The sequence below is a fragment of the Haliea sp. genome (assembly GCF_041395985.1).
Taxonomy (GTDB): Bacteria; Pseudomonadota; Gammaproteobacteria; order Pseudomonadales; family Halieaceae; genus Haliea.
In genome coordinates, this window is sequence record NZ_JAWKZJ010000005.1 from 189,319 (window position 1) to 212,969 (window position 23,651).

Consider the following 23,651-nt stretch of genomic DNA (forward strand, 5'->3'; position numbering starts at 1 on the left):
GGTGGGAAAGCGCTACCGGGATACTGTTGATCATTCCGGACAACGCACGAATTCCGTGGTCACTGAGCCAAGTGGCGAATCGGGATTGTGCAGAATAAGCCGCCCGCTGCTGACAGCCTCAATAGTCAGGCGTTGCTCGGTGTCGAGGTGCTCTACAAACAACGTGCTGCCCTCCACTCTGTAACCGGCGCTGCTTAGCGTTTGCCACTCGCCGTCCTCCATAACGATCGCGCTATGCCTGCCTGCCGCGTCGAATGTCAGCCGGGAATCCAAACAACTTGCTTCATCTACCGCCCACGCCCCAACGATCGATGCGTCCGCCACCGCGTAGCTGGCACCCAGGCCGAGCAGAAATGGGCAAAGTCGCAGCGCAAGAAGGGTATGGGAGACCTTTTTCTTCATGCCTGTCCCCCGGTATCCTGCCTCTGGTTGCCTACGGAGTCTTTGCCCTCGCGATAACGGCGTAGCCAGTCGTTGATCGCATCAGCCAGCATGCCGGCGCCATCGCCGGAGATCGACCAGTTCGATACCGGTACCCGGGTCACGGGCCGCGTGTTGGAGAACAGCAGGTTCAGTCCGCTGGTTGGGCGCGAGTTACCTTTGTCTCCGCCATGATTCCGGTTTAGCTCCACGTCTGCGCCATCCAGTTGGTCAAGGTCAAACTCAAAGACCTTGCGTTCAAGCATCGAGGTTTTGATCATTTGAACCTTGTGGTCGGCTGCGCTGAGCCGCAAATGGGTGCGCTGGGTGAGAAAGTAACGGCCCACCAGCACCACCACTGCGATAATACTGCCGGACACCAGTCCGTTGATAATCTCGCCGCCCAGAAAAAGCGCAAGCGTGAACAGTGCACCGAAGCCGCCGATGGGGCCGAGCATGAACCAGAGGATGAAGCGCGGCAGTTCCACCAGGATTTCCAGCTCCTGTTCAGAGTTGTTTACGACCTTCATGCTGGCAAGCTCCTATGAACGGGGGGCTGTATGTGACACGTCCGGAGTTATCGCCCCATCCGCTCTGCGGCGACCTTCCTCCAGCCACTGGTTTAATTGCTCGCTTACGCTAAGAATGGCTGCCACGTCCGGGCGGAAGGCATTGAACTTGACGTGGCTTGCCGGATTGGTAGCGCCGAACACCAGCACCAGCATCGTCTCTGGAATGCTCTGGCTACCGTGGCGAGTTTGTGTCTCGCTACGCTGCAAGGCTGACAAAGGGTACTCCGCTACCTTCTCGCCCAGAGGGGTGGTGGCCTTGATCTGCAGGAGGTCAGTGTGCCTGTCTGCGATAAGCTGCAGGCGGCGCACCACCTGCGTTAGCATCAGCCAGCCCAGTGCGGTCAGCATTAGAAGTGAGATGGTGATACCCGACAGAGAGAGCTCCACCAGCGCTCGTGCCAGGCCAATGAGAAGCACCACACAGACGGCTCCGAGGCCGATGATCCAGTTGGTCGGCTGATGTTGCACAACGAGTAAATCAGCCGTCTTGGTTGTTATTTCCATCCACTCATCATCCAGCGCAATTGCAGTTTGCCTCGATGCCCAAGGACCGTGGTTCACTACTGAATTTGTAGCTCAAATCGCAAAAAAAGTCTGCCTTTTTTATCTAGGGGGGGGGCCTGTCATGCTTGAGACATAACCTCCGGCATATACCGGAGACATGATTTACACCTTCAGGTATTTGGGCGTCTGCCAACTACCTCAGTTGTGCAACCTGGCCGCCCGGTTTAGCGTGGTGCCTATGCGCCGATATGTTCATCGATACATCAGTACGTTACGCAACCCCAAGGCATCTCCGCCCGCCTGCGCATTTCAGGTTCTTCGTTCGTCTCAGCACACTCGTGTGCGCTCGGGCATCCCCCAGAGCACCGACCCGGCCTATTGCCACTCAAGATTGGACCGTTCCTGTGGCCCCAAAGCACCATCAAAGATACCATTGATGAGGATCAGGGGTCCCTCGGTGGTTGGTCGCGACTTCAATTACCGCGAGGCCCGAGTCCAACACGTGGACTATGACGTTTCATCTTCAAGGAGTCGCCTGGATAACCTATGGAATTCAAGGACTATTACAACATCCTGGGTATCGCGCCCGATGCCGACCCCAAGGAGGTCAAAGCCGCTTATCGCAAACTCGCGCGTAAATATCACCCGGATATGAATCCGGATGAAGGTGCCGAAGCCAAGTTCAAGGACGTTGCCGAAGCCTATCAGGTGCTCAAGAATGCCGAGACAAGAGCAGAGTTTGACGAGTTGCTCAAGTACGGCTCGCAATCGCAGCATGGCTTTCAACCACCCCCCGGATGGAAATCGTCCGCGAACGCGGGATACCAGGAAGGCGCACAATTCGATGGAAGCTTTTCCGACTTCTTCAACTCGATTTTTGGTGGAGCAAGTCAGGGGCAGAGAGCGGATGACTTTTACCAGGGGGCGCATCGTGGCAGAGGCAGCGATATAGAGATTGAACTCCCCGTATTTCTTGAGGAAACGCTGAAGGAAAATGAAAAGAGCGTGGAGTTTGTGATACCCGCCGATGAGTTTGCACAAACACCGACGTCAAGGAAGCATTTGAAGGTCAAAATACCCCAGGGCATCATGGACGGGGAAAGGATTCGCCTTCGGGGCCAGGGCAAGCCCGGTTATAACGGGGGCACCCCGGGTGATCTCTACCTGCATATCCGTGTGGTACCGCACCCGCTATTCGATGTTGTCGGGCACAATCTCACCATTACGGTTCCTTTGACTCCCTGGGAAGCTGCCTTGGGCACCAGGGTAACCCTGCCAACCCTCGAGGGGAAAATACATCTCACGATCCCGCCCGGCACACAGTCAGGAGACAAGTTGCGGCTGAAAGGTAAGGGCTTGAAGAGCAAAACTGTAACAGGTGACATGTTCGCGGTTGCCAAAGTGGTCATGCCGGAAAACATCAGCGAGAAAAGCAAAGCACTCTGGCAAGCGCTGGCAGAGAGCGAATCCTTTGATCCTAGAAAAGACTGGGACACCAAATCATGAGTGATTCATTATTCAGTATTTCATTTAACGAGCTCTGCCAGCTTGAAGGTATTGACAGTGACGTGGTCATTGAGATTGTTGAGTATGGCATCGTCAGGCCCGCCAATCTCAGCAGGGAAACCAGCGAGAGCGATCAATGGCTGTTTGACACCACGAGCATTCGTTGGCTGAAAAAAGCGCTGCGCTTGCACCGCGATCTGGAGATTGACTGGCTTGCGGTCGCCATGGTGGTTGACCTGATGCGTGAGAACGAAATACTGCAGAAGGAAAATGATACCTATCAGCGCCAGCTTGCACGGTTCATAAAAGACGCTGCCCACCCCGAGTAACCGCGCGTCCTTTGCGCGCGCACTGGAGGATCTCGGCACCTTGCGAAACAGCTTCGGGTGATGGGGGATTTTGCGTTGGTATACGGCGCTCAATGCCCTGCTCATGCTGCTGCTCTTCAACTCAGGGGTGCTCATACACCTGCAGCGGTATCTGCAGGGCGATTTGGCGCGCTACCTGTCCCTCAGCGCCTGGTGGTGGGCGGTAGCAATCAACGCCCTGGGGGTTTCTCTCGGGCTTTGTCTCAGCTGGCTCGCCCATCGGGCAAGCGCCAGGTAGAACGGGCTGTTCCAGCGCGTCCGCGCCCGGGCTGAGGGTGAACGCCCGGCGCGCTGGGGAGCATGCCCTGTGTCAGGCGGTCCTCGGTTAGCCGGCGATCGTTCAACGCCGCAACTTATAAGCATATTTCGAAAAAATCGTTGGCTGCAGTGTGCCGCTGGCCTAGGATGCGCAAGCTCGGTTTCCGGCCCAGCCGGATGATGACACAACGCCTAAACACAAGTGGTGACTTCGCGTGACTTTCAGTAACTCTCTCCTGACCGGCTCCCTGCTGCTGGGCGGTATTGCAATGACGGCTGCCGAGGCACAGGCAACCAACGGCTACTTTACCCACGGCACAGGCGTGCGCGCGCAGGCGGTCGCCGGTGTCAGCCTGGCACTGCCCCAGGACGCCCTGATTGCCGCCAGCAATCCCGCGGGCACCGGCAGGGTCGGTGATCGAATCGATGCCGGACTGACCTGGTTCCAGCCTGATCGCAGCTCGGTCATCGAAGGCAACCTCGCGGGCGCAGATGGCCGCTATGATGGCAATGACGACGCCTGGTTCCTGCTGCCCGACATTGGCTTTACACAGGCGGTCAATGAACAACTGAGCTGGGGGATTGCGCTATATGGTAATGGCGGCATGAACACCAGCTACACCGACAACCCCTACGCCGCGTTCGGTGCAAGCGGAGAGGCCGGCGTCGATCTGGCACAGGCTTTTGTCACACCCTCGGTCGCCTGGCGCGCGGGCAACCACAGTTTTGGCGCAGCGGCGACCTTTGCCTACCAGCGTTTCGAGGCAAAAGGCCTGGCACCCTTCGACGGTTTCAGCAGCCGACCCGGCTCCGTCACCGACCGCGGCCACGACAGCAGCACCGGTTGGGGCGTCAAACTGGGCTGGATGGGTAACGTCAGTGACAGCGTCACTCTGGGCATTGCCTGGTCATCCGAGATCGACATGTCCAATTTTGACGACTATGCCGGGCTATTCGCTGACGATGGCGACTTCGACATCCCCGAATCCTTTGGCGCCGGTATCGCCTGGAGGCTCAACAAGGCGTTAACCCTGGCTGTGGACTGGCAGCAGATTCAGTACAGCGATATCGACTCGGTGGGTAATCCGCTGGCGCCCCTGCTGTCCGGTGTGCCACTGGGTGTCGCAGGTGGCCCAGGCTTTGGCTGGGAGGACAGCGACGTCTACAAACTCGGCACCGTGTATACGGTGACGGAAGCCCTCACGCTTCGAGCGGGTGTCAGCCACATGGATCAGCCCATTCCCGGCGGCGAGACCTTCTTCAACATTCTCGCACCGGGCGTGATTGAAACCCATGTGAGCTTCGGCGCCAGCTGGGCGGTGTCCGACAGGAGCGAGTGGAATTTTGCCTATACACGCGGACTTGAAAAAACCGTGCGCGGCGCCAATTCTATTCCCGTGCCGTTCGGTGGCGGCGAGGCCAACCTCACCATGCACCAGAACATACTTGCAATCGGCTTTACGAGACTGCTCTGATGGACATTGCCTGGACCCTGTTCACGCCCTGGCATTCGCTTGCCGGCGGCGCCTTGATTGGCCTTGCCGCCAGCCTCCTGTTGCTCGGCAACGGTCAGATTGCCGGCATTAGCGGCATACTCGGCAACCTGCTCAAGCCAGAGGGGCGCGCGCCCTGGCGCCTGGCGTTCCTCGCGGGCCTGGTGCTGGCCCCCCTGCTGCTGTGGCCGGTGATGCTGCAGATCACCCCGTCCCCTGTCGAGACGCCCGAGCTCGACGGCCCAACCCTGATCCGGCTGTTGGCAGGTGGGTTTCTCGTTGGCCTGGGGACCCGTTTTGCCAACGGCTGCACCAGCGGCCATGGCGTTTGTGGCCTGGCCCGGTTTTCTCCGCGTTCGCTGGTCGCGGTACTCAGCTTCATGGGCGCCGGCTTTATGACGGTCGCCCTGTGGCGGCTGGTGCACGGAGGTGTCTCGCTATGAAGCGTACTCTGAATGCCCTGCTCGCAGGCCTGCTGTTTGGTGCCGGACTGATTGTCTCAGGCATGGTCAACCCGGCCAAGGTTATCGGCTTTCTCGACGTGACCGGGCAATGGGATCCGTCCCTGGCACTGGTCATGGCCAGCGCGATCAGCCTCTCATGGCTGGGTGTCAGACTGGCGGCCCGTCGCAGCGATCCAGCCTGTCCCACTGACGCCCCCGCCAGACCCATCGACAAACCACTGGTACTGGGCAGCATCGTGTTCGGCATCGGCTGGGGTGTGAGTGGTTTTTGCCCCGGCCCGGCGGTGGTAGCCACCGGGGATCTCTACTGGCCGGCATTGGCCGTACTTCTGGGCATGCTGCCCGGACTCGCTGTGGCGGGGATGTTCCAGACAGCACAGCGCGATTGATTGCGAGGCACGCTTCAGCAAGCTTTCACAGAATCCACGGGATCAGGACTTTACGCTCTGGTGGATAATCATCGAACTTTTTCAGATACCACTGGTGCACCTGAAACGCACGGGGCACCAGATTGGCTGCGCTCACAAACAGCACGAACAGCGCGCCGGGCGACCAGGTTGCAATCGCAAACCCGGTGAACGACAACAGTTCCGTGAAATAGCTGGGGTTGGTGACGTAGCGGAACAGCCCGCCTTGTGGAATGCGATAAACCCGCTCGCCACTCTCAACCTCCGCCTTGCTGCGGAGGTTACGGATGATCGCGTCGGAATGCACATTCATGACGAAGCCGAACACGTAGAGTGCCATGCCGATCAGGAAACGTGGGTCGGTCAACCAGTCAGCCGTCAGATGTGAGGACAGATGGGATATGAAGACTGCATTCAGGTAACCGTGCAAGGTAGTGACCAGCCAGCCCGCCACCACCACCATTAATCCGAAGGTGCCTTTGCTGCCCTTTGCAACACGCATGAACAGGGGAAACAGGAAACCCCGGTTGGCGTAGTGAATCAACCACACGCCGAGGAAAATCATCGGTACCAACTCGCCTGCGTTCTTCCCGTGCAGATAAAACCAGAGAAAACTCAGTGTGGCGGGAAGTTCCATCAGGAACCATCCCAGCCGAGGCGATAGCGATAACCCCCTCCCCTCCGCACCGAAGCGTCCGTAGGGCGCCTTCGAGAGGAAAGCGCCTACCAGAATAAACGCGGCGTAGACAAAACTGCCAATCAGAATGGTGTTGTACACCTCAGCAGACATCAGCCAGTTCATGCTCTCCCCTCCCGTGACTGCCCTCGCGGGCAATTGAATCGCTCCCGGGTCATGCGGCCACGGTTTTGCAGCGAGCGCATGGTACACGAGCACTGCCCGACAGACGGGGCGCATTTCCATACCAAACGGGGAAAAATGCGTGGCGTGCCGCAGGAGCCGGGTTTGCCGCTGCGAAAAAACAGCGGCATTTAATCCTTTCATTTGACGCAGGCTTTGCTATTATGCATGACCTACTGGCGCACATCGGTCTGCGCCACACTGTAACGCCACATCCGCTTCACGCTCTGTGTCACCCGGTACCCAAAAGTACCCCTAGCTAAACCGCAACACACCCCGCTCTGGACCGAGCCATCAAACACGTAGCATTTGCTACTTTGCATGTTGGCCAGGCGATCTGTCAGCCAAAAATCAGGATTAACATCACGTGTATTTTAAAGATCTCGGCCTTTCGGCCGAACTGCTACGCGCAGTAGAAAAACAGGGCTATAGTCAGGCCACTCCGATACAACAACAGGCCATACCGCTGGTTCTGCAGGGCAAAGACCTGCTGGCGGGAGCCCAGACAGGCACTGGAAAAACAGCAGGTTTTACCCTGCCTGTGCTGCAACAGTTACAGGACAAGTACCCCGCCGGTCAAAAGAGCTACCCCAAGGTACTGGTGCTGACGCCGACCCGCGAACTCGCCGCACAGGTGCATGAGAGCGTACGCGACTATGGCTGCTATCTGCCCTTCCGGTCTGCGGTAATTTTCGGCGGGGTCAGCATCAATCCGCAGAAACAGAAGCTCATCAAGGGCGTTGATATTGTCGTAGCAACGCCGGGCCGCCTGCTTGACCACGTCCAGCAGCGCAGTATCGACCTGTCACGAATCGAGATACTGGTTCTGGACGAGGCAGATCGCATGCTGGACATGGGTTTCATTCACGACATCCGCAAGGTGTTGAAGATCATCCCCAAGCAACGCCAGACACTGCTTTTCTCCGCCACCTTTTCCAACGACATCAAGACGCTCGCCGCGGAATTCCTGCAACAACCGGCGCAAATCCAGGTCACACCGGAGAATACCGCGACTGAACTGGTCAGCCAGACCGTGTATCCGGTAGATAAAAAGCGCAAGCGTGAGTTGCTTGCCGAGAAAATCGGCGAAGAGAACTGGCAGCAGGTGCTGATATTCACCCGCACCAAGCACAGCGCCAACAAACTGGCCGAGCAACTGGGCAAGGACGGCATCACGGCAGCGGCAATACACGGTAATAAGTCACAGGGGGCGCGCACCCGGGCCCTGTCTGATTTCAAGGCCGGCACGATCAGAGCCCTGGTGGCAACGGACATCGCCGCGCGGGGTATCGATATCGACAAACTGCCCCATGTGGTGAACTTTGAGTTGCCCAACGTGCCCGAGGACTACATTCACCGCATCGGGCGCACCGCGCGAGCGGGCCAGCAAGGCAGCGCTATTTCACTGGTGTGCGTTGATGAGCTGAAATTGCTCAAGGATATCGAGAAACTCCTGGGCAAGCCCATCGAGAAAGTGCACGCACCGGGGTATGACGTTGACCCCAGTATCAAGGCCGAGGTGATTCAAAACGGCAGCAACCGCGGCAGCGGACGCAACCAGCCGAGCGGCCGGGGCAGATCGCAGGGCCGCAGTCGCCCCGGCGCGCCAGGGAATTCTACCCGAGCTCGCTCCGCCAGTGGCAACCGGCACCCCGGCTGATTGCGCACGACAGGCGAGGCGACTACAGGTTCAGTTTCAGAACATCACGAGCTTCGCGAGCCAGCGCTTCGCGAAAGCTCGGGTGGGATATCGCCACAAGATCCCTGGCACGCTCACGCAGTGAACGGCCTCGCAGCTTGGCAATACCGTATTCTGTTACTACGTAGTCAACCTGCGCTCGTGTGGTCACAACCCCTGCTCCACTGGCGAGCGCTGCGACGATACGCGTGGCCTGACCGTCGCGCGCCGTGCTGGGCAACGCAATGATACTCTTCCCGTGATCTGAGTAAGTGGCACCGACGACGAAATCGACCTGTCCGCCCACACCGGAATAGATGCGGTGACCAATCGAATCGGCGCAAATCTGCCCGGAAAGGTCTATCTGCAAAGCGCTATTGATTGAAGTCACACGGGGATTCTGGGCGATGACTGTAGGGTTGTTGACGAACTCCACATCAAGAAACACAGCCTCCGGATTATCGTGCACAAAGTCGTACAAAGCCTCACTACCCAGCACAAAACTGGTCACGGTTCTGCCGCGAGCAATGCGCTTGAGTGAGTTGTCAATTACGCCGCTCTCTATAAGTGGCAAAACGCCGCTGGAAAACATCTCCGTATGAATTCCCAGATGCTGCCGATCTTTGAGGCAACGCAGGGCGGCATCCGGAATGGCACCGATACCCATCTGTAAACAGGCGCCGTTTTCGACCAGGGACGCGACGTGCGCTCCGATACGGTCTTCTGTATCACCCGTTTCTCGCTCACTCACCTCCAGCAGCGGCTCATCCAGCTCGAATGCGGTATGAATGTTGCGGATATTGATAAAACCATCGCCGTGCGTTCGCGGCATACGCGGGTTGATGTGCGCGATTATTCGCCCCGCAACCTCGCAGGCTGCTAACGTCGCCTCCACTGAAATTCCCAGAGAGCAATTGCCATGACGGTCAGGCGAGGATACCTGTACCAGCACGGTATCGATCTTCTGTTCCCGTCGGCGAAACAGCTTGGGTAACTCAGACAGAAAAAGCGGTACGTAATCTGCTCTGCCCTGATTGATCAACTCACGGGTTTGCTTGCCGGCGAAAAAACAGCGGTGTCGCAGATGCCCATCAAGCTCAGGCACCGTGACGGTGTCCGCATGCTCCAGATGCAGCTGCATCAGTGTGATGTTGCTGTGGGATAGTGCGTGGCGAGCGAGCGCGTCTAGAAGGCGTGTAGGCGTCGCCGCCATGGAGTGGCACCAGACAAACTCATTGGAACCGATAGACTCAACCGCCTGTTCAGCACTTTCTACACGTCGCAATTTTGTCTCCCATTAAAAACGCTGGAACGATCGCATTGCATCACTCGTTCAGCATCGACGTTTGGCGTTGCCTAGCCTATGCACCGTCGTCAGCCGTAAAGAGATGAGCCGCAAGGGATCAGCTACCTCTTCAAGGCTTCAAAGCCAATGATGACATCCATCAGCTCATTGGTAATCTCCGTCTGCCGACCTGAACTGAGTTCAGCTTTCACCTGTTCCAGACGGTCGTCAACAGATTGTTCAGCCTGCTGCATCAGTGCGAGGCGCGCGGCATTCTCCGTGGCCATGGCCTCCGCCGAGGCCCGGAACACGCTGGCATAAATATGGCTGCGAATCAACGAAGCGAAAAGCGCATCGGGTGCCATACTGTAATCTGGCAGAGTGCGTGATTGCCAGCGCGTTGTGGGCCGCAGCAACTTCTCTTCAAGCGGCAACAATCGACGCGTTACCGGTTCCCTCAAACCGTGTTCACCGCGCTGTGTGAAAGCCAGCGTAACAGCAACGCGAGAAAGTGGCCGCCGCCGGGTAACGAGATCAAGTCGCGTCACAATTTCTCCAGCCATGCGTCCAATACCATCCACAGAAGCTGGCGGGAGAAGGACTCCTTCGCCGCGCAATCCATGATCCAACAGGGCATCGTTCATCTTCTGGCCAATAACCAGAAGACGCTTTTCAACGTGGGGCAAAGACTCGCAATATTCTTTTACCAACTGCGCGACGATTTCATTGTAACTGCCACACAAGCCGTGATCGGATCCGAACACAACCAGCCATCGCTCCCCTACATGCTGCGGTCGCTCCGACATTCTTGCCGTAGAGTGTGAAAAAGCAGCCAGGCTGCGCAGGACGGTCGCATGGTACGCCTCTATAGCACGAACAACCTGCTCGTAAGGCCGCGCGTTGATGGCAGACAGCGTTTTCATGGTATGTACGATGCCGCGAATACTTTTCAACGTCGCGTTGTGGCGGCTCAGTGCTTCAAGCGTCTGCGGCATCGCCTGCACCCTGCAAAGCGTTCATGGCGACGCTCACTACCTGAGCCCGCTCATCTGCACTGAGCGCGCGGTCCTCGACAAAGGCCCGCTCGATGGATCCCAACTCTTCCTTCGCGGCCAATCGGACTGCCAGCATCGCGCTGCCGAGTTGATGCTCTGGTATCTCATCAAACAAACCCTCCATCGCGACGATCAATACGCTGAGTTGCTCCAGCGCAGACATCGGATCACGTTCAGCCTGCCGCAGCGCTGCACGGACTGCTGCACCACGAGCCAGACGCGCCCTGGTCGAATCATCAAGACGGGTACCGAAGCGGGCAAAATCCTCAAGCTCTTCAAACTGTGACAGCGTAATACGCAGGTTGCCTGCAACCTCTCGGAGAGCGCGGCTCTGGGCCTTACCCCCAACCCGGGAAACCGACAATCCGAGGTCTACTGCCGGGAACTGGTTCTTACGCACCAACCTGGGAGACAGGTAAATCTGTCCGTCGGTAATGGATATGAGGTTGGTAGGGATATAGGCGGACAGGTTTTCGGCCTGTGTTTCCACCACCGGCAGTGCAGTGATCGAGCCACCTCCTGCCTCCTGCGTAAACTGCCCTGCTCGCTCAAGCAATCGCGCATGCACATAGAATATGTCACCTGGAAAGGCCTCCCTGCCCGGTGGCCTGCGAAGCAGGAGTGACAATTCCCTGTAAGAGCGGGCGTGATGCGTTAGATCGTCGAACACCACGAGAACATCCTGCCCCCGATCAGAAAAATATTCGGCCATGGTCATGGCCGCATAAGGCGCGATATAAGCCAGCCCCGGGGTTTCCTCGTCTCCAGCTGCCACGACCACACAACGACTCAACATCTCACGCTCTCTCAGTGCCCCGACAACCCGGGCCACGGCATCGCCGCGCTGGCCGATTGCGCAATAAATACACAATAGCTGCGAGTCTTTCTGGTTGAGTATGGTGTCAATCGCTATTGAGGTTTTACCCGTCTGGCGGTCGCCAATGATCAACTCACGCTGCCCCAGACCGACGGGTACGGCAGCATCAATGACCTTGATACCAGTCGCTAGTGGCCGAAAAATTGCGGAACGGCTCAGAATGCCCGGCGCCTCGGCCTCAATCGGATGATGCGCGATCGCTGTCACGGCACCCTGGTCATCGAGGGGGCGCCCCATGGCGCTCAGTACCCGACCCAACAACCCGTCTCCCACCGGCACGCTGACCACCTTGCGTGTCCGGCGCACCTCTTCACCAACGGTGATGAGTTCTGATGGGCCAAGCAACACGATCCCCAGACGACCCGGCGCCAGGTCAAGTACGATACCCTGCACTCCACAGTCAAACACCAGCAGTTCGTCAGCGAGCGCACGAGCCAGGCCTGTAACAACCGCGACGCCATCAGCCACCTCAATCACTTTGCCAACTTCGGTCAGCAGCGGCGCTGGCGCCGGCGTCGCCAGCAGAGCTTGATGCCAGTCAGTGAATTGCTCGTCGGGAAACTGCCCGGACGTCAAGCCCGCCCGCCTGCGCTCGGTTTCCGCTCTGTCGTCGGCCATTGCTTCAGGCTCGTCCGGAGGATCTGGCTGCCAGGTGTTCATCAAGGCGCGCGTCAAACTCATCAATGTAGCTGTCCACAGTCCACGCCACCTGAGCACCACCTACACGTAATACCAGCCCCGGAGACTGAGCGGAATCCGTTGTGAAGCGTAGCGAGCAGTCCGGCAAAAGAAGCCTCAGCTCGGACTCCATTTTCTGCCGTGCCGCCTCAGGCAGGGGATCACGCGTTGTCACTACCGCTTCCTTGGCACTGCCTGCCGCATGCGCCAGGTCCTTTGCCAGAGGCCGCAAACGCGTAGCCAAATGCCGAACAATAGCTTCCTCCAGCGTTTCATCGGCCAGATCAAGCAGCGCTTTGCGAGTCAGCTCCAGCAGTGTTTCCGAACCGCTGCGTTGCAGCTGGGAAATGAACCTGGTGCGCTCACGCTCGAGATGGCGGTGCCAGTCTTTCTGCTCCTGTTCAAGCTTCGCACGCGCATCAGCCAAGAGCGCATCACGTTCCTGTTCAGACTCTGCCAGCGCTCGTTTAATGACCGCGTCCTGCTCTGTCAGCAACTGCGTTTTCAGATTTCTGTAACCGTTTTCAGAAGCTTCTGCCTTCTTCTGCGCTTCACCTGCTTCAGCCATACGACGCGATATTTCCGCCTCGCGAGCATCTATCCCATCCAGAATCGGCCGATAAAGGAAACGCTTCAATAACCAGACCAGCAACAGGAAGTTTGCGATCTGGGCGATGACCGTAATCCAATCAATGGACATAGTCTGTACGCCTCCCTGTCAACAAAACCGACACGCCCTTCAGCCACCCCCGCCAGCGGCAACCTGTAACGAATCCCAAAATGGATTGGCAAAGATCAGAATCATTGCAACGACAAAGCAATAAATAGCGGTGGATTCAATCATCGCCATACTGACAAACAGTGTCCTCGACAAAGTTGGTGCGGCATCTGGCTGTTGCGCCATGGCCGCGATCGCGGCTGCGGCGGCGCGGCCTTCCCCGAGCGCAGGACCCAACGACCCTATGGCGACCGTGAGACCTGCAGTAAATATGGAAATGGCAGCTATAATCGTGAGTTCTGTCATCGTTGTTCCTCGCCTGACCTGGGTGGATGGGACTGATGGGGTATCGAGTATTCTCGAATGCCCGAGGACTCTGACTCTGCGGTTGCCGATGATATGTAGACGGTTGCCAAAATGGAAAAGATGTAGGCCTGAATCAGGCCAGTCAGAAGCCCGAGCATATTCATCACTACGGGAAAGAAAAATGGAGCAACACTCAATAGAATTGCGGCAATAACCGCACCACTCATAACATTACCGTAAAGACGGATCGCAAGAGATATACCGCGTGAAAACTCACCAATAATGTTGAACGGCAACATGATCGGCGAAGGTTCGATATAACGCCTCAGGTAACGCACGAGGCCCCCACTGGCAATTCCGAAGAGCGGTACAGCAACCAGCACGGAAAACGCCAAAGCCGCTGTCGTTGATAGCGAAGCAGTAGGCGGCAAGAACCCAGGGACAACCAACAGCAAATTCGACAATGCAATGAAAAGAAATAGCGTGCCGGCAAAGTACATGACATGCCGCGCAGATTTACGTGTTATTTCTTCTATCTGTGTCTGAATCGACTGCACGATCACTTCCAGCGCAGTTCGCCAGCGATTGGGCGGCACGTCCGCGCGCAGGTTGCGGGTCACGATCATGGAGATACCCACCAGCAATGCCATTATAATCCAGGTGTTGACAATGGTCGCGTTGAGCGGGAACCCCCATATGCGCAATAGAATAATGTCGTCCGGCGTAAGCTGCATTGTTCATTCCCTGTTATCGTGAATCCTGCGCAACGGCAACACGAACCGACTGTATCGCCCACGTTCGTATAAGTAAAAAGCCCACTGCATAGCCAACAGCAGGCCACACGTTACCGACATGTGCCGTAATGCTGTAGCCAATCCATATCAGCAGCGAAATCCTACAAATCGCGCTGAAAAGAATTACCGCCATCGGCTTGCTCGAGCGAAGCGCAACATGCATACCCCATTTCAACCCGAGAAAAAAAACCGGGCTCACCAATAAACCCGCGGCAAGCCCCAGTAACAGGGATTCCCAGTGCAGTGCCATCAGCTCTCTCCACCGGCATCACCTGACGCCCCGGATTCCTGTCGCGGCTGCACACTCTCACGGGAAATCCAGTTCCACGCAATAATGCCGCCCACAACGACTCCGCCGAGAATCAAGGCAATTGGCCATGAAAAACTCTGTGGGGCCACCTTGTTCAACCATAAACCCAGAAATGCACCGCTGACGACAGGCACAGCAACAGACCAGCCGATAATGCCAAAGACCCCGAAGCCAAGCAGCGGACTGGCGCCCGGAACGCTCCGCGCAAGCTTCATACGTTCTGCATGACGCCGGATGTCGTTTGCTGTTCGATCATCTTTCATCGTCACAAGCGCGGCTTTCGCAACTCACCAAAGCGCCGAACGATGCCCGCTTCAAGGCGCGAAAGCGCAGAACGTGCCACCCGTTCCTCTTCATCCACCTCAACAAAACTCACCTGGACGGTATCGTTTAAGCTGTCCAGATCATCACCCTGAACACCTCGGCGAACCGCGATATCGACCTCATACCCTTTCTTCACCAGCACGCCTTCATCAATGCCGAAGAAGAGTTCCCTGCCATCGTCAAGAGATAGAATCAGCACCGATGGTACCAGTGACGTGACATAGTCGATGTGATTTGGAAGCATGCCAAAAGCACCATTTTCGGCGACAGCAAACAGCTTTACGACGCGGCCGCTGAAAACCTCATGTGTAGGCACCCGCAGAGAAACCTGCATCGCACTTGCAAAGCTCATGCTGTTTTTTTCATGTCTCGCAACGATCCAATCATATAATAGTCAGACTCGTCATCGTCAAAGCGACTACTGCGCAGAATTTCCTCACAGCCGTCCAGGGTGTCTGCAAGGGTTACCCGTTTGCCCTCGCTTCTGGTCAATGACCCCGTAGTAAAAAACGGCTGTGTCAGAAAACGCTCAAGTCGACGTGCTCGGGCAACGGTAGCTTTGTCAGCGGAAGACAGCTCTTCCATGCCCAACATGGCAATAATGTCGCGCAGGTCTTCATACTCAGCGAGTGTACGCCTCACTGCCCGCGCAATATCATAATGGCGCTGGCCGACGACCGCGGGCGTTAACATGACAGACGCCGATGCCAGCGGGTCAACCGCCGGGTACAGGCCCTCGCTGGCGCGCTTGCGGGACAAAACTACAGACGCCGAGAGATGAGAAAATATATGCGCCGCAGCCGGATCGGTAAAATCGTCGGCAGGCACATAGACTGCCTGAATGGAAGTGATTGCCGCCTTCCGGGTGGAGGTTATCCGCTCCTGCAGAACGGCAAGTTCAGTGGCCAGGGTAGGTTGATAGCCGACACGCGAAGGCATCCTGCCCATCAGCCCTGACACCTCGGAGCCCGCCTGCACAAAGCGAAATATGTTGTCCATCAACAACAGTACATCCTGCTGCTGCTCGTCCCGGAAATATTCGGCCATCGTCAGGGCAGACTTTGCGACGGAGAAACGCACACCCGGCACCTCATTCATCTGCCCGAACAAGAGCACAGTCTTGTCCCGCACGCCTGCCTCACCGATCTCGCGGTACAACTCCTCCGCCTCACGGGAACGCTCGCCAATGCCACAGAACAGACTGACTCCCTGATAATGTTGTACCGTGTTGTTGATCAACTCGGTAATCAAAACCGTCTTTCCGACTCCGGCACCGCCAAACAAGCCCGTTTTACCGCCACGCTCTATTGGCGACAGCAGGTCGATCGCCTTGATGCCTGTTTCCAGAATATCACTGTGATACACACGATCTGCCAGCGCGGGAGGGCTCTGGTGGATACTGCGTCGTCCACTCGCTGCCGGCTCAGGTTTGCCATCGATGGGCTGACCGAACATATTCATCATACGCCCCAACACAGCATCGCCGACAGGGACGAGAACGGGACCTCCGGTGTCCTCAACCTCCGCACCGAGCGCCAATCCCCGCAAGGGGGCCAGTGCAATGCAGCGCACCGCACCGCTGTCGAGCAACGCCGCTACCTCCATGGCGACACTGCCTGCGTAAAGCAGGTTATGGATACGCGGAGGGGTTTGCTTGAACAGGACGTCCAGCGTTCCCCCGCGAATACCAACGATATGTCCGAAATTACCGCCAGGGGTTGCCGCAATCTGCTCCTTGTCACCCATAGCATCTCCCTTCGACAAGCGGCTCAGCCCTTCTGCCACTCATCGAGCCAGCTGACCCGGTACAGATCCCGTCTTCTGTCGAGAAAGTTGCGTACCGAGCCCTCGTTGCGCAATTTATTCAGTTTCTCGAGGTCCAGGTCAACAATCAGCGTCATCTCTGTATTGGGGGTCGTTTCAGCCATGATCGCATCATGGGGGAAGGCGAAGTCCGATGGCGAGAACACCGCCGACTGTGCATACTGGATATCCGCCCCATCCACCTTCGGCAGGTTACCCACGCTACCGGAAATCGCCACATAGCACTCGTTTTCAATCGCCCGGGCCTGGGCGCAACAGCGCACCCGCAGATAGGCATTCTTGGTATCCGTCCAGAACGGCACAAACAGCATCTGCATATCATGCTCTGACTGCAATCGCGCAAGCTCCGGAAACTCCACGTCGTAACAGATCAGAATACCGATCTTGCCGAAATCGGTATCAAACACCCTCAGTTTGTCCCCACCCCGCATGGTCCATGCCCGGGCTTCATAGGGTGTTGGGTGTATTTTATACTGCGCATCCAGTGTCCCGTCGCGGCGACACAGATAGGCGACGTTCAGGAGCTCATCGTTCTCCATGACCGGCACCGAGCCGGCAATGATATTGATGTTATAGGTCACCGCCAGCTTCGATATCGCATCAATGATCTCATCGCTGAAACTGGCAAGGGCCTTTATTGCGTCGACAGAGGTTCGATGCTGCTCCAACCCCATCAGGGGCGCATTGAAAAACTCGGGGAACAGCGCCAGGTCACACTGGTAATCGGACAGCGCATCAACGAAGAACTCGACCTGCTGGATCAGTTCCTCAACGGAGCGGAGTGGCCGCATCTGCCACTGCACGCAGCCCACCCTGGCGGTGCTGCGGGTTGCCCCGATCAGCGGTGCTTTACCGGGGTCGTAGTACAGGTTGTTCCACTCCAGCAACGTGGCGTAACCGTGGGATTCCCTGTCCTCCGGCAGGTAGTTTTTCAGCACGCGCTTGACGTCGAAATCATTCGACAGCTGAAAGCTCAATATCGGGTCGTAGATCTCTTTGCGCTTGACCCGCTCGATGTAGGCCTGGGGGCTCATATCCGCAGCGTACTTCTCATAGTTCGGGATACGCCCGCCGGCCACAATGCTCTTCAGGTTCAGGTTCTGACACAGTTCCTTGCGCGCCTCGTACAGGCGCCGGCCCAGACGCATGCCGTGATAATCCGGGGACACGCAGACATCCACCCCGTACAGCACGTCACCCTTGGGGTCATGCGTCGTGAGGTAGGCATCTCCCGTAATTTCGTCATAGGTGTGCTGGTCACCAAACTTGTCGTAATCAACGATGACCGAAAGCGCGACCGCAACGACAACGCCGTGATCCTCGATGCAGATCTGCCCATCGGCGAAAGCCTCCAACTGCGCGCGGAACTTTTCCTCCGGCCACGCACCCCCAAGGTGCGGGTAGACCTTGTCCATGATGGACTTCAGATCCGGATAATCATCAAGGGTCAGGTGACGGAGGCTGAGCTTGTGCTCAGAATCTTCCCCTGTGGTGTTGTCGACCATGTGTTGATCCTGGTGGCTGTGAGTAGATGGGGGTTCGTAGAACCACAGAGTATACGTGAGCGGACCCTCGAACGCTGTTTCTTCGACACCGCATACGGATGCATTCACCCGGCCAGGCGCAGGGACCGCCCACCGGGCTGGCATCCGCCACCTGCCATCGCTCGCAATCATTGCCTTGACGCTGCCCCCGGCGAAACCTAGTCTCGACCCTTTGCCGAGCAGGGATGCCGATTGCATGCGCCGATCCAATGAAACACCCTCGGCCGGGACGCCGCCGGTCAGCGACCCGGCGCGCCATCCAGCAACCTTGATGGCCATCATCGCCTTTCTGGCCCATAACGCGGCCGTCGGACTGTGTTATGGCTCCTTCGGGGTGCTGGTCATGGAGTTCGAACGTCATTTCAGTGCCGGTCGTGCACAGACCTCCCTCGCATTCTCCCTGGTCGTACTGGCCAGTGGCCTCATGGCGCCCTTCGTCGGCGCGCTACTGGGCCGGACGCACATCCGCTCCGTCATGATCAGCGGTGCACTGCTCGCCAGCGCCGGATTCTTCTGCCTGCCGTTTACCCAGCACCCGTCTGTAATGCTCGCCTGCTTTGCGCTGCTGATCGGCCCGGGTATCAGCCTGCTTGGGCTGCTGCCTGCCGTCACCCTGGTAAACAACTGGTTCAGTCATCGCCAGGGGCTGGTACTCGGCCTTGTGATGATGCCCGTGGCCGTCACCGTGGTGCCACTGATTGTGGTCAAACTGCTGCCGATCCTGGGCTTTGAGACCGTGCTGCGCGGCATCGGCCTCGTCTATCTCGCGGTCATACCGATACTGCTGATGGTCAAGGACAGCCCGGAACACTGGCAAGCGAGCAGAGGGAACACCGGCGGCACAAAGGCTGACGCGCCCGCCACTGCGAAACCGCAACGACCGACCGTATCTGCTGTGCTCTGGCATCCCGCGTTCCTGCCACTGGTCATCGCGACCGGCCTGATGATGGGGGCCGGTGTTGCCAAGAACACCCATATGGTTCCGCTGCTGGTGGAGGGCCAGTGGTCCATGGAGCAGGCAACCCTGTTACTCGCCGTATCTGGCGGCTGCGCGGTGTTGGGATCACTGCTGCTGGGCTGGCTGGCCGACCGCCATAACGCGGCAGCCGTGATTGCCTGCAACGCCCTGCTACAGTCCGTAGTCTGGCTCATCCTCATCACACCCGCCTCGTTCACACTGCTGTTGCTGGATGCGGTGCTGATCGGCATGTGTATTGGCGGGCTGTCCACGGCCAAGGCCGTGGTTGTGTCCCGCGTGTTCGGCCGTAGTCAGTTTGCTTTTGTCAGCGGGCTGATGGGGTTCTGCACGTTGCCGCTGCTGTTCACACTGTCGCCACTTATGGGGCTGCTGCGACAAACCAGTGGCGGCTACACACTACCTATCTCACTGATTATCGGCGGATTTTTCGTTGCAGCGGGCTGCATGTGGCTGGTCAGCCGTCTGGAGCGCCAGGCGCCCCAGCTCTTGAGCGCAGAGCCGGCATCAGCAACACTGTAGGCAACCTGCAGGCAATAGCTGGATTTGACGCCTGCAACCCCCTACTCTATTCGACCACCGGGTATCGCCCATAACACAGAGAACGAACGATGCAGCACTGTGACATAGTTCCACTGGCAGGCGGTATCGGCGCCGAGGTTCGCGGGTTGGACCTCAGCCACGAGATCAGCCCCTCGCTACGGGATGCCATGGTGGAGGCCTGGCTGGACCGCGGTATTCTGCTGTTTCGCGGCATCGGCGACAGCCCGGAGAAGCAGCTGATGCTGAGCCGCGCTTTTGGCGAGTTGGAAGTGCACCCCATCGAGAATATTCGCGTCGATGGCTACCCCGAACTTATCTGGCTATCGAACCGCAAGAGTGATGAAACGGCGCCGGTTTACCACTACGACGGCGTCGCTACGGTCGGTCGCATTCCCTGGCACAGTGACCTCGTTTACACCACCACACCCAACCGGGGCGCGCTGCTGCGCATGCTGGAAATGCCCTACTCCGGTGGCCAGACGGGGTGGATCGACACCGCGGCGGCCTACGATGCCCTGCCGGAGGACACCAAGCAGCGTATCGAGCAGCTTGAGGCACGCTTCCGCTTTATTGCCGACCCTCGCGAAATGCGCTTTGGACGGCCCAACGTGGAACGCCACGACGAAACCAACCTGGAGAGGGAAAAAGCGTTCTATCCCTCGTTTCCGGACACCATCCACCCGCTGGTCTGGAGACATCCGGTGAGCGGACGCAAGGCCTTGTGTGTCAGCCCACTGCACCTGCGCGAGGCCATCGGACTACCAGCAGACGAGGGCGATGCGCTGCTGCACGACCTGGTGGCACACGCGACCGATGCGCGCTTCAGTTACGTGCATCACTGGGAGCCGAACGACATGGTGCTCTGGGACAACCTGCGCACCATGCACCGCGCATTCGGCAACCCGCCCGATGCCTCCCGTCTGGTGCACCGCACTACCCTGAAGAGCACGGTGGTTATGGGACGGCTGGCCTAGGCCATTCAAAGCAGGACGTGGCGGGCATCTGCCACTGTTCCTGCACCGAATGTAACTGCTAAACTCTGCGGCACCAGCCCTCGACGCGTCCCTGACTCCCATGCCCTATCCGCCTCTCCCCGCGGTCGCCATGCGCGTTGTGCGCATCACCTGTGGGGCAGCTTTGCTCGCTGTAACTGCGATTGCGGTAACGGCCAGCGAGGGAGCCAGGTATACCGACAGTCACCTGCACACCGTTGATTTTTTCCAGCAAGGCGCACCGCTGGAGACCCTGCTCAGCGCCATGGATGCGGCGGGTGTCGGCAACGCCATGGTATCCGGCATGCCGCTGATGAAGAAATGGCACGAAAACGAACCCAAGCGCCCTGACACATACGCAGGAGATGATGCCGGCGTGTACTGGTTCAGCGCTACCGATGCCTATCTGGCCGAGTCGCTGGAGGCCCTGGCACCCGAGCAGCGCGACCGCCTGCATCCCTTCCTGAGCGGCTTCAACCCCACCGACAAGAACGCTGACCTGCACTTGCAGAAGATGACCGAGCTCTACCCTGGGCTCTGGCAAGGCATCGGTGAGGTGATCACACGGCACGACGACCTGACTGCGTTGACCGAGGGCGAAACACCTCGCGCCAACAGTGACGCGATGTTCCGGGTCTATCGCTATGCCGGGCACAACGGGCTGCCGGTCCTGCTGCACAGCAATATCACCTCCAAGCGGGAGCGCAACCCACTCTATGCAGGAGAAGTGGAAGCCGCCCTGACCCGGTTCCCGGACGTGAACATCATCTGGGCGCATGCAGGAACCAGCAAGACCCTACACCGGCATCAGGGCACGATGCCTTTTCTGCTGCCAGAGATCACGCGCATGCTGGAAACCTATCCCAATCTTTACATCGACCTGTCCTGGAGCGTACTGCGGCCCTATTTACTGGACAGCAACGACCAGCCCGTAAGCGGCTGGGTCGCTCTGGTCTCGCGTTTTCCCAACCGGTTCATGATCGGCTCCGATCTGCTGGGTAAATACGGCAGGCTGGGGGAGAAGCTCTCTGAGTTTGAACCTTTCCTGCAGGCGCTGCCCACAGAGGTGGCGCATCAGGTAGCGCGCAGCAACTTCCTCGCTCTGCTGCCGACCCGGGGCGTTTGTCCTCAGCACGTAGCACGCTGTAGCCAGGCGCGCTGAGTACAAGGCACGCCAAAGCGGAGACTGGCGGACATCACGACGTACTTCCGTTAAGAAGCACGGGTACATCGTTTTTCAGGGAGCACGCAACGGATGCCGAAGGCACTCGTCATCGGAGCGGGACCCGCCGGGATGCTTGCGGCAGTGCAGCTCAAGCGAAGCGGCTTCGAGACCGACCTCGCCGATCCATCGCCGGGATCAGGCCTGCGGACACGCCCGCAGAGTGGCCATGTGCACCTCTTGCAGCCCGCTACGCTGGCGCTCATAACACGGTGGCTGCCACAGCTGTCGGCCCATACCAACCCGCAACTCTGTCGGACAACATTTGACCAGTTGCTGTGGACACTGAGCCTCCAGTATATCGACAGCGTACACACCGCCCGCATTAAATCTGTCATCTTCAGGGGTAACAAGGTGCTGGTGCATGCTGCGGGGCAGATCAAGGAATATAATCTGCTGATAGACGCCAGCGGCGCCGCACGCGCAACCGCCGGGAGCGTGGCGCGCCAATGCAACACTGCGCTGCCCCTGGACTCCGGGCCTGCCTCCGGCGACTACGCTACCCTGAAGCTGACGAACTTGAGCGAGGAAACCAGGCAGATCATCGCTGTGCGCGACAACGATTCAGGTTACGGCGCGTTATTGCAGCACGCCGGCAACGGGAGGGGGTTACTCACGTTGCAGGCGCCCGTCGAGGAGCGACCACCCGAGGATCTGACGACTGCCCTGCGTGTTTTGAGGGGCTTTGCCGACGCACGGCCGTGGGCGGCTTGCCACAAGTCGCGCGCGCTGGGGCGCACCGTGATTTTTCGCGGCCGTCCGGCCACGCGACTGGCGCTGGAGCAGGTGACCGACCTGCCGGCGAACTGGCTGCCGATGGGAGACTGCCTGCTGACTACGCAGCCCTACCTGGGCCAGGGCTTTGAGCAACTCACCGAACATGTCGTGCTGTTGGAGCAGGGGCTCGCCGAAGGGCGGAGCTGTAGGCAAATTCGGAACCAACTAGTCCACCGGGCACGCCAGCGATGGTGGAACGCCACCTGGCGCGACGCCATGCAGGCCTGTGCACTTTCCTGAAGATGGCGCGGACAGTGGCGGAAAACGCCTTCGATCTGCGTTATGGGGTCAGTACTGGCAACCAGCGGAGCTCCACAATGAAGATCTATCAACGGCGTCAGGTGGTCATGGGTCTCGCGACTCTGGTCGGAGGCGCACTCACGAGCACCTCCGGGCACAGCGCATCAAAGAGCAAGAGTGGCACACAGCTGCGTCTGGTGGTCGAGCGCGCGGAATCACTGCAAGGGCTCAGTGGCAAGGCACTCCAGCGGGCGCTGCTGAAACAGGTGCGCATTCGGATAGCGGGCACCGAAGATACTCAGGCCGTCGCGCTGTGCGCCGTGCGCGTAGAAAAAAACCGGGCCGTCGACACCTTCCTCTCACAGCCCTTCAAAGCGGCACCGGGTGACGTCTATCTGCCCGGCGACATGTATCTGCCAGGCAGCGACTTTCTACCTCAATGCCTCCCGGGTGATATGTATCTGCCCGGTGACATGTACTACCCCGGAGAGAGTATCAGCGCCTTTGCGGCGAGCGCTGCGGAAAGTTCAGTCCGTGAAGCCGGCGCGACCAGCGGTCTTTTCCTAGTAGCCGTAGCAATGACGGATAGCAAAACCGCGTCACGGGGGTCGGCATTGACCTCAGATAGCTGCTGACGGTTTGCCGGGGAACGGTCGT

Annotated in this window: 27 protein-coding genes; 12 read left to right on the forward strand and 15 right to left on the reverse strand. The window is 58.4% G+C overall.

The genetic code is table 11. From position 1 onward, the window contains the following. Window positions 1-30: 30 nt before the first annotated feature. From R3E49_RS11170 to R3E49_RS11180, 3 genes are read right to left on the reverse strand one after another with little or no spacing between them, the layout of a single operon-like run. Window positions 31-402: a hypothetical protein gene (locus tag R3E49_RS11170; RefSeq protein WP_371295115.1), complete on the reverse strand. Its 372-nt coding sequence runs from the start codon at window positions 400-402 to the stop codon at window positions 31-33. After that, complete coding sequence (locus tag R3E49_RS11175) at window positions 399-950, reverse strand: hypothetical protein (RefSeq protein WP_371295116.1); 552 nt, start codon at window positions 948-950, stop codon at window positions 399-401. The genes R3E49_RS11170 and R3E49_RS11175 overlap by 4 nt, the downstream gene beginning before the upstream one ends. 12 nt (window positions 951-962) lie before the next feature. Further along, complete coding sequence (locus R3E49_RS11180) at window positions 963-1,496, reverse strand: hypothetical protein (protein ID WP_371295117.1); 534 nt, start codon at window positions 1,494-1,496, stop codon at window positions 963-965. Between the two features lie 546 nt (window positions 1,497-2,042). Between R3E49_RS11180 and R3E49_RS11185 the strand changes: the two genes are divergently transcribed. From R3E49_RS11185 to R3E49_RS11210, 6 genes are all read left to right on the forward strand, one after another. Next, window positions 2,043-3,002, forward strand: coding sequence for a DnaJ C-terminal domain-containing protein (locus tag R3E49_RS11185; protein WP_371295118.1), 960 nt, complete (start codon window positions 2,043-2,045; stop codon window positions 3,000-3,002). Beyond that, a complete protein-coding gene (locus R3E49_RS11190) occupies window positions 2,999-3,331 on the forward strand; it encodes a chaperone modulator CbpM (protein WP_371295119.1) in 333 nt (110 codons plus the stop codon). Before R3E49_RS11185 ends, R3E49_RS11190 begins: the two co-directional genes overlap by 4 nt. Before the next feature lie 70 nt (window positions 3,332-3,401). Beyond that, the gene (locus tag R3E49_RS11195; protein ID WP_371295120.1) at window positions 3,402-3,608 is read left to right on the forward strand and encodes a hypothetical protein; all 207 of its coding nucleotides are present in this window, start codon (window positions 3,402-3,404) and stop codon (window positions 3,606-3,608) included. A 235-nt stretch (window positions 3,609-3,843) separates the two neighbouring features. Beyond that, complete coding sequence (locus tag R3E49_RS11200; RefSeq protein ID WP_371295121.1) at window positions 3,844-5,103, forward strand: OmpP1/FadL family transporter; 1,260 nt, start codon at window positions 3,844-3,846, stop codon at window positions 5,101-5,103. Further along, window positions 5,103-5,564 carry a YeeE/YedE family protein gene (locus R3E49_RS11205; RefSeq protein WP_371295122.1) on the forward strand — a complete coding sequence of 154 codons (462 nt, stop codon included), beginning with the start codon at window positions 5,103-5,105 and terminating at the stop codon, window positions 5,562-5,564. Before R3E49_RS11200 ends, R3E49_RS11205 begins: the two co-directional genes overlap by 1 nt. After that, entirely contained in the window at window positions 5,561-5,974 is a 414-nt protein-coding gene (locus R3E49_RS11210; RefSeq protein ID WP_371295123.1) for a DUF6691 family protein, read from the forward strand. Before R3E49_RS11205 ends, R3E49_RS11210 begins: the two co-directional genes overlap by 4 nt. A 25-nt stretch (window positions 5,975-5,999) precedes the next feature. Here R3E49_RS11210 and R3E49_RS11215 read toward each other — a convergent pair whose 3' ends face one another. Further along, on the reverse strand, window positions 6,000-6,794 hold the full coding sequence (locus R3E49_RS11215; RefSeq protein ID WP_371295124.1) for a methyltransferase: 795 nt from the start codon (window positions 6,792-6,794) through the stop codon (window positions 6,000-6,002). Between the two features lie 424 nt (window positions 6,795-7,218). Between R3E49_RS11215 and R3E49_RS11220 the strand changes: the two genes are divergently transcribed. Continuing rightward, the gene (locus tag R3E49_RS11220; protein ID WP_371295125.1) at window positions 7,219-8,511 is read left to right on the forward strand and encodes a DEAD/DEAH box helicase; all 1,293 of its coding nucleotides are present in this window, start codon (window positions 7,219-7,221) and stop codon (window positions 8,509-8,511) included. 22 nt (window positions 8,512-8,533) lie between these two features. On the opposite strand, the gene R3E49_RS11225 is transcribed toward R3E49_RS11220, so the two are convergent. The 11 genes from R3E49_RS11225 to R3E49_RS11275 all read right to left on the reverse strand — a co-directional run bounded on the left by R3E49_RS11225 (window position 8,534) and on the right by R3E49_RS11275 (window position 18,205). Then, window positions 8,534-9,814: an acetyl-CoA hydrolase/transferase family protein gene (locus tag R3E49_RS11225; protein ID WP_371295126.1), complete on the reverse strand. Its 1,281-nt coding sequence runs from the start codon at window positions 9,812-9,814 to the stop codon at window positions 8,534-8,536. A gap of 122 nt (window positions 9,815-9,936) precedes the next feature. Next, entirely contained in the window at window positions 9,937-10,809 is an 873-nt protein-coding gene (locus R3E49_RS11230) for a FoF1 ATP synthase subunit gamma (RefSeq protein WP_371295127.1), read from the reverse strand. Continuing rightward, a complete protein-coding gene (locus R3E49_RS11235) occupies window positions 10,793-12,364 on the reverse strand; it encodes a F0F1 ATP synthase subunit alpha (RefSeq protein ID WP_371295128.1) in 1,572 nt (523 codons plus the stop codon). Before R3E49_RS11235 ends, R3E49_RS11230 begins: the two co-directional genes overlap by 17 nt. Window positions 12,365-12,368: 4 nt before the next feature. Continuing rightward, window positions 12,369-13,124: a hypothetical protein gene (locus R3E49_RS11240; RefSeq protein ID WP_371295129.1), complete on the reverse strand. Its 756-nt coding sequence runs from the start codon at window positions 13,122-13,124 to the stop codon at window positions 12,369-12,371. A gap of 39 nt (window positions 13,125-13,163) precedes the next feature. Continuing rightward, a complete protein-coding gene (locus tag R3E49_RS11245) occupies window positions 13,164-13,448 on the reverse strand; it encodes a F0F1 ATP synthase subunit C (protein WP_371295130.1) in 285 nt (94 codons plus the stop codon). Further along, window positions 13,445-14,182: a F0F1 ATP synthase subunit A gene (locus tag R3E49_RS11250; protein WP_371295131.1), complete on the reverse strand. Its 738-nt coding sequence runs from the start codon at window positions 14,180-14,182 to the stop codon at window positions 13,445-13,447. The genes R3E49_RS11245 and R3E49_RS11250 overlap by 4 nt, the downstream gene beginning before the upstream one ends. A 13-nt stretch (window positions 14,183-14,195) precedes the next feature. Next, on the reverse strand, window positions 14,196-14,492 hold the full coding sequence (locus R3E49_RS11255; protein ID WP_371295132.1) for an ATP synthase subunit I: 297 nt from the start codon (window positions 14,490-14,492) through the stop codon (window positions 14,196-14,198). After that, entirely contained in the window at window positions 14,492-14,815 is a 324-nt protein-coding gene (locus R3E49_RS11260) for an AtpZ/AtpI family protein (RefSeq protein ID WP_371295242.1), read from the reverse strand. The genes R3E49_RS11255 and R3E49_RS11260 overlap by 1 nt, the downstream gene beginning before the upstream one ends. Before the next feature lie 2 nt (window positions 14,816-14,817). Continuing rightward, window positions 14,818-15,228: a F0F1 ATP synthase subunit epsilon gene (locus R3E49_RS11265; protein ID WP_371295133.1), complete on the reverse strand. Its 411-nt coding sequence runs from the start codon at window positions 15,226-15,228 to the stop codon at window positions 14,818-14,820. Continuing rightward, window positions 15,225-16,622: a F0F1 ATP synthase subunit beta gene (gene atpD, locus R3E49_RS11270; RefSeq protein ID WP_371295134.1), complete on the reverse strand. Its 1,398-nt coding sequence runs from the start codon at window positions 16,620-16,622 to the stop codon at window positions 15,225-15,227. The genes R3E49_RS11265 and atpD overlap by 4 nt, the downstream gene beginning before the upstream one ends. Before the next feature lie 23 nt (window positions 16,623-16,645). Continuing rightward, window positions 16,646-18,205 (reverse strand): GNAT family N-acetyltransferase, encoded by a 1,560-nt coding sequence (locus R3E49_RS11275; protein WP_371295135.1) that lies wholly within the window; start codon window positions 18,203-18,205, stop codon window positions 16,646-16,648. 235 nt (window positions 18,206-18,440) lie between these two features. Here R3E49_RS11275 and R3E49_RS11280 point away from each other — a divergent pair, with 235 nt between their 5' ends. From R3E49_RS11280 to R3E49_RS11300, 5 genes are all read left to right on the forward strand, one after another. Then, window positions 18,441-19,742: an MFS transporter gene (locus tag R3E49_RS11280; protein WP_371295136.1), complete on the forward strand. Its 1,302-nt coding sequence runs from the start codon at window positions 18,441-18,443 to the stop codon at window positions 19,740-19,742. A gap of 89 nt (window positions 19,743-19,831) precedes the next feature. Beyond that, window positions 19,832-20,737, forward strand: a complete 906-nt coding sequence (locus R3E49_RS11285; protein ID WP_371295137.1) for a TauD/TfdA dioxygenase family protein — start codon at window positions 19,832-19,834, stop codon at window positions 20,735-20,737. Between the two features lie 163 nt (window positions 20,738-20,900). Next, complete coding sequence (locus R3E49_RS11290; RefSeq protein WP_371295138.1) at window positions 20,901-21,917, forward strand: amidohydrolase family protein; 1,017 nt, start codon at window positions 20,901-20,903, stop codon at window positions 21,915-21,917. A gap of 93 nt (window positions 21,918-22,010) precedes the next feature. Then, a complete protein-coding gene (locus tag R3E49_RS11295; protein ID WP_371295139.1) occupies window positions 22,011-22,994 on the forward strand; it encodes an NAD(P)-binding protein in 984 nt (327 codons plus the stop codon). A 77-nt stretch (window positions 22,995-23,071) separates the two neighbouring features. Then, the gene (locus R3E49_RS11300; protein ID WP_371295140.1) at window positions 23,072-23,629 is read left to right on the forward strand and encodes a hypothetical protein; all 558 of its coding nucleotides are present in this window, start codon (window positions 23,072-23,074) and stop codon (window positions 23,627-23,629) included. The last annotated feature ends 22 nt before the right edge of the window (window positions 23,630-23,651 follow it).

Bases quoted from the DNA above. Each gene is read 5' to 3' on its own strand.
- R3E49_RS11170 (WP_371295115.1), bottom strand. From the start codon at position 402: ATGAAGAAAAAGGTCTCCCATACCCTTCTTGCGCTGCGACTTTGCCCA.
- R3E49_RS11175 (WP_371295116.1), bottom strand. From the start codon at position 950: ATGAAGGTCGTAAACAACTCTGAACAGGAGCTGGAAATCCTGGTGGAA.
- R3E49_RS11180 (WP_371295117.1), bottom strand. From the start codon at position 1,496: ATGGAAATAACAACCAAGACGGCTGATTTACTCGTTGTGCAACATCAG.
- R3E49_RS11185 (WP_371295118.1), top strand. From the start codon at position 2,043: ATGGAATTCAAGGACTATTACAACATCCTGGGTATCGCGCCCGATGCC.
- R3E49_RS11190 (WP_371295119.1), top strand. From the start codon at position 2,999: ATGAGTGATTCATTATTCAGTATTTCATTTAACGAGCTCTGCCAGCTT.
- R3E49_RS11205 (WP_371295122.1), top strand. From the start codon at position 5,103: ATGGACATTGCCTGGACCCTGTTCACGCCCTGGCATTCGCTTGCCGGC.
- R3E49_RS11210 (WP_371295123.1), top strand. From the start codon at position 5,561: ATGAAGCGTACTCTGAATGCCCTGCTCGCAGGCCTGCTGTTTGGTGCC.
- R3E49_RS11215 (WP_371295124.1), bottom strand. From the start codon at position 6,794: ATGAACTGGCTGATGTCTGCTGAGGTGTACAACACCATTCTGATTGGC.
- R3E49_RS11230 (WP_371295127.1), bottom strand. From the start codon at position 10,809: ATGCCGCAGACGCTTGAAGCACTGAGCCGCCACAACGCGACGTTGAAA.
- R3E49_RS11235 (WP_371295128.1), bottom strand. From the start codon at position 12,364: ATGGCCGACGACAGAGCGGAAACCGAGCGCAGGCGGGCGGGCTTGACG.
- R3E49_RS11240 (WP_371295129.1), bottom strand. From the start codon at position 13,124: ATGTCCATTGATTGGATTACGGTCATCGCCCAGATCGCAAACTTCCTG.
- R3E49_RS11245 (WP_371295130.1), bottom strand. From the start codon at position 13,448: ATGACAGAACTCACGATTATAGCTGCCATTTCCATATTTACTGCAGGT.
- R3E49_RS11250 (WP_371295131.1), bottom strand. From the start codon at position 14,182: ATGCAGCTTACGCCGGACGACATTATTCTATTGCGCATATGGGGGTTC.
- R3E49_RS11255 (WP_371295132.1), bottom strand. From the start codon at position 14,492: ATGGCACTGCACTGGGAATCCCTGTTACTGGGGCTTGCCGCGGGTTTA.
- R3E49_RS11260 (WP_371295242.1), bottom strand. From the start codon at position 14,815: ATGAAAGATGATCGAACAGCAAACGACATCCGGCGTCATGCAGAACGT.
- R3E49_RS11265 (WP_371295133.1), bottom strand. From the start codon at position 15,228: ATGAGCTTTGCAAGTGCGATGCAGGTTTCTCTGCGGGTGCCTACACAT.
- atpD (WP_371295134.1), bottom strand. From the start codon at position 16,622: ATGGGTGACAAGGAGCAGATTGCGGCAACCCCTGGCGGTAATTTCGGA.
- R3E49_RS11275 (WP_371295135.1), bottom strand. From the start codon at position 18,205: ATGGTCGACAACACCACAGGGGAAGATTCTGAGCACAAGCTCAGCCTC.
- R3E49_RS11280 (WP_371295136.1), top strand. From the start codon at position 18,441: ATGCGCCGATCCAATGAAACACCCTCGGCCGGGACGCCGCCGGTCAGC.
- R3E49_RS11285 (WP_371295137.1), top strand. From the start codon at position 19,832: ATGCAGCACTGTGACATAGTTCCACTGGCAGGCGGTATCGGCGCCGAG.
- R3E49_RS11295 (WP_371295139.1), top strand. From the start codon at position 22,011: ATGCCGAAGGCACTCGTCATCGGAGCGGGACCCGCCGGGATGCTTGCG.
- R3E49_RS11300 (WP_371295140.1), top strand. From the start codon at position 23,072: ATGAAGATCTATCAACGGCGTCAGGTGGTCATGGGTCTCGCGACTCTG.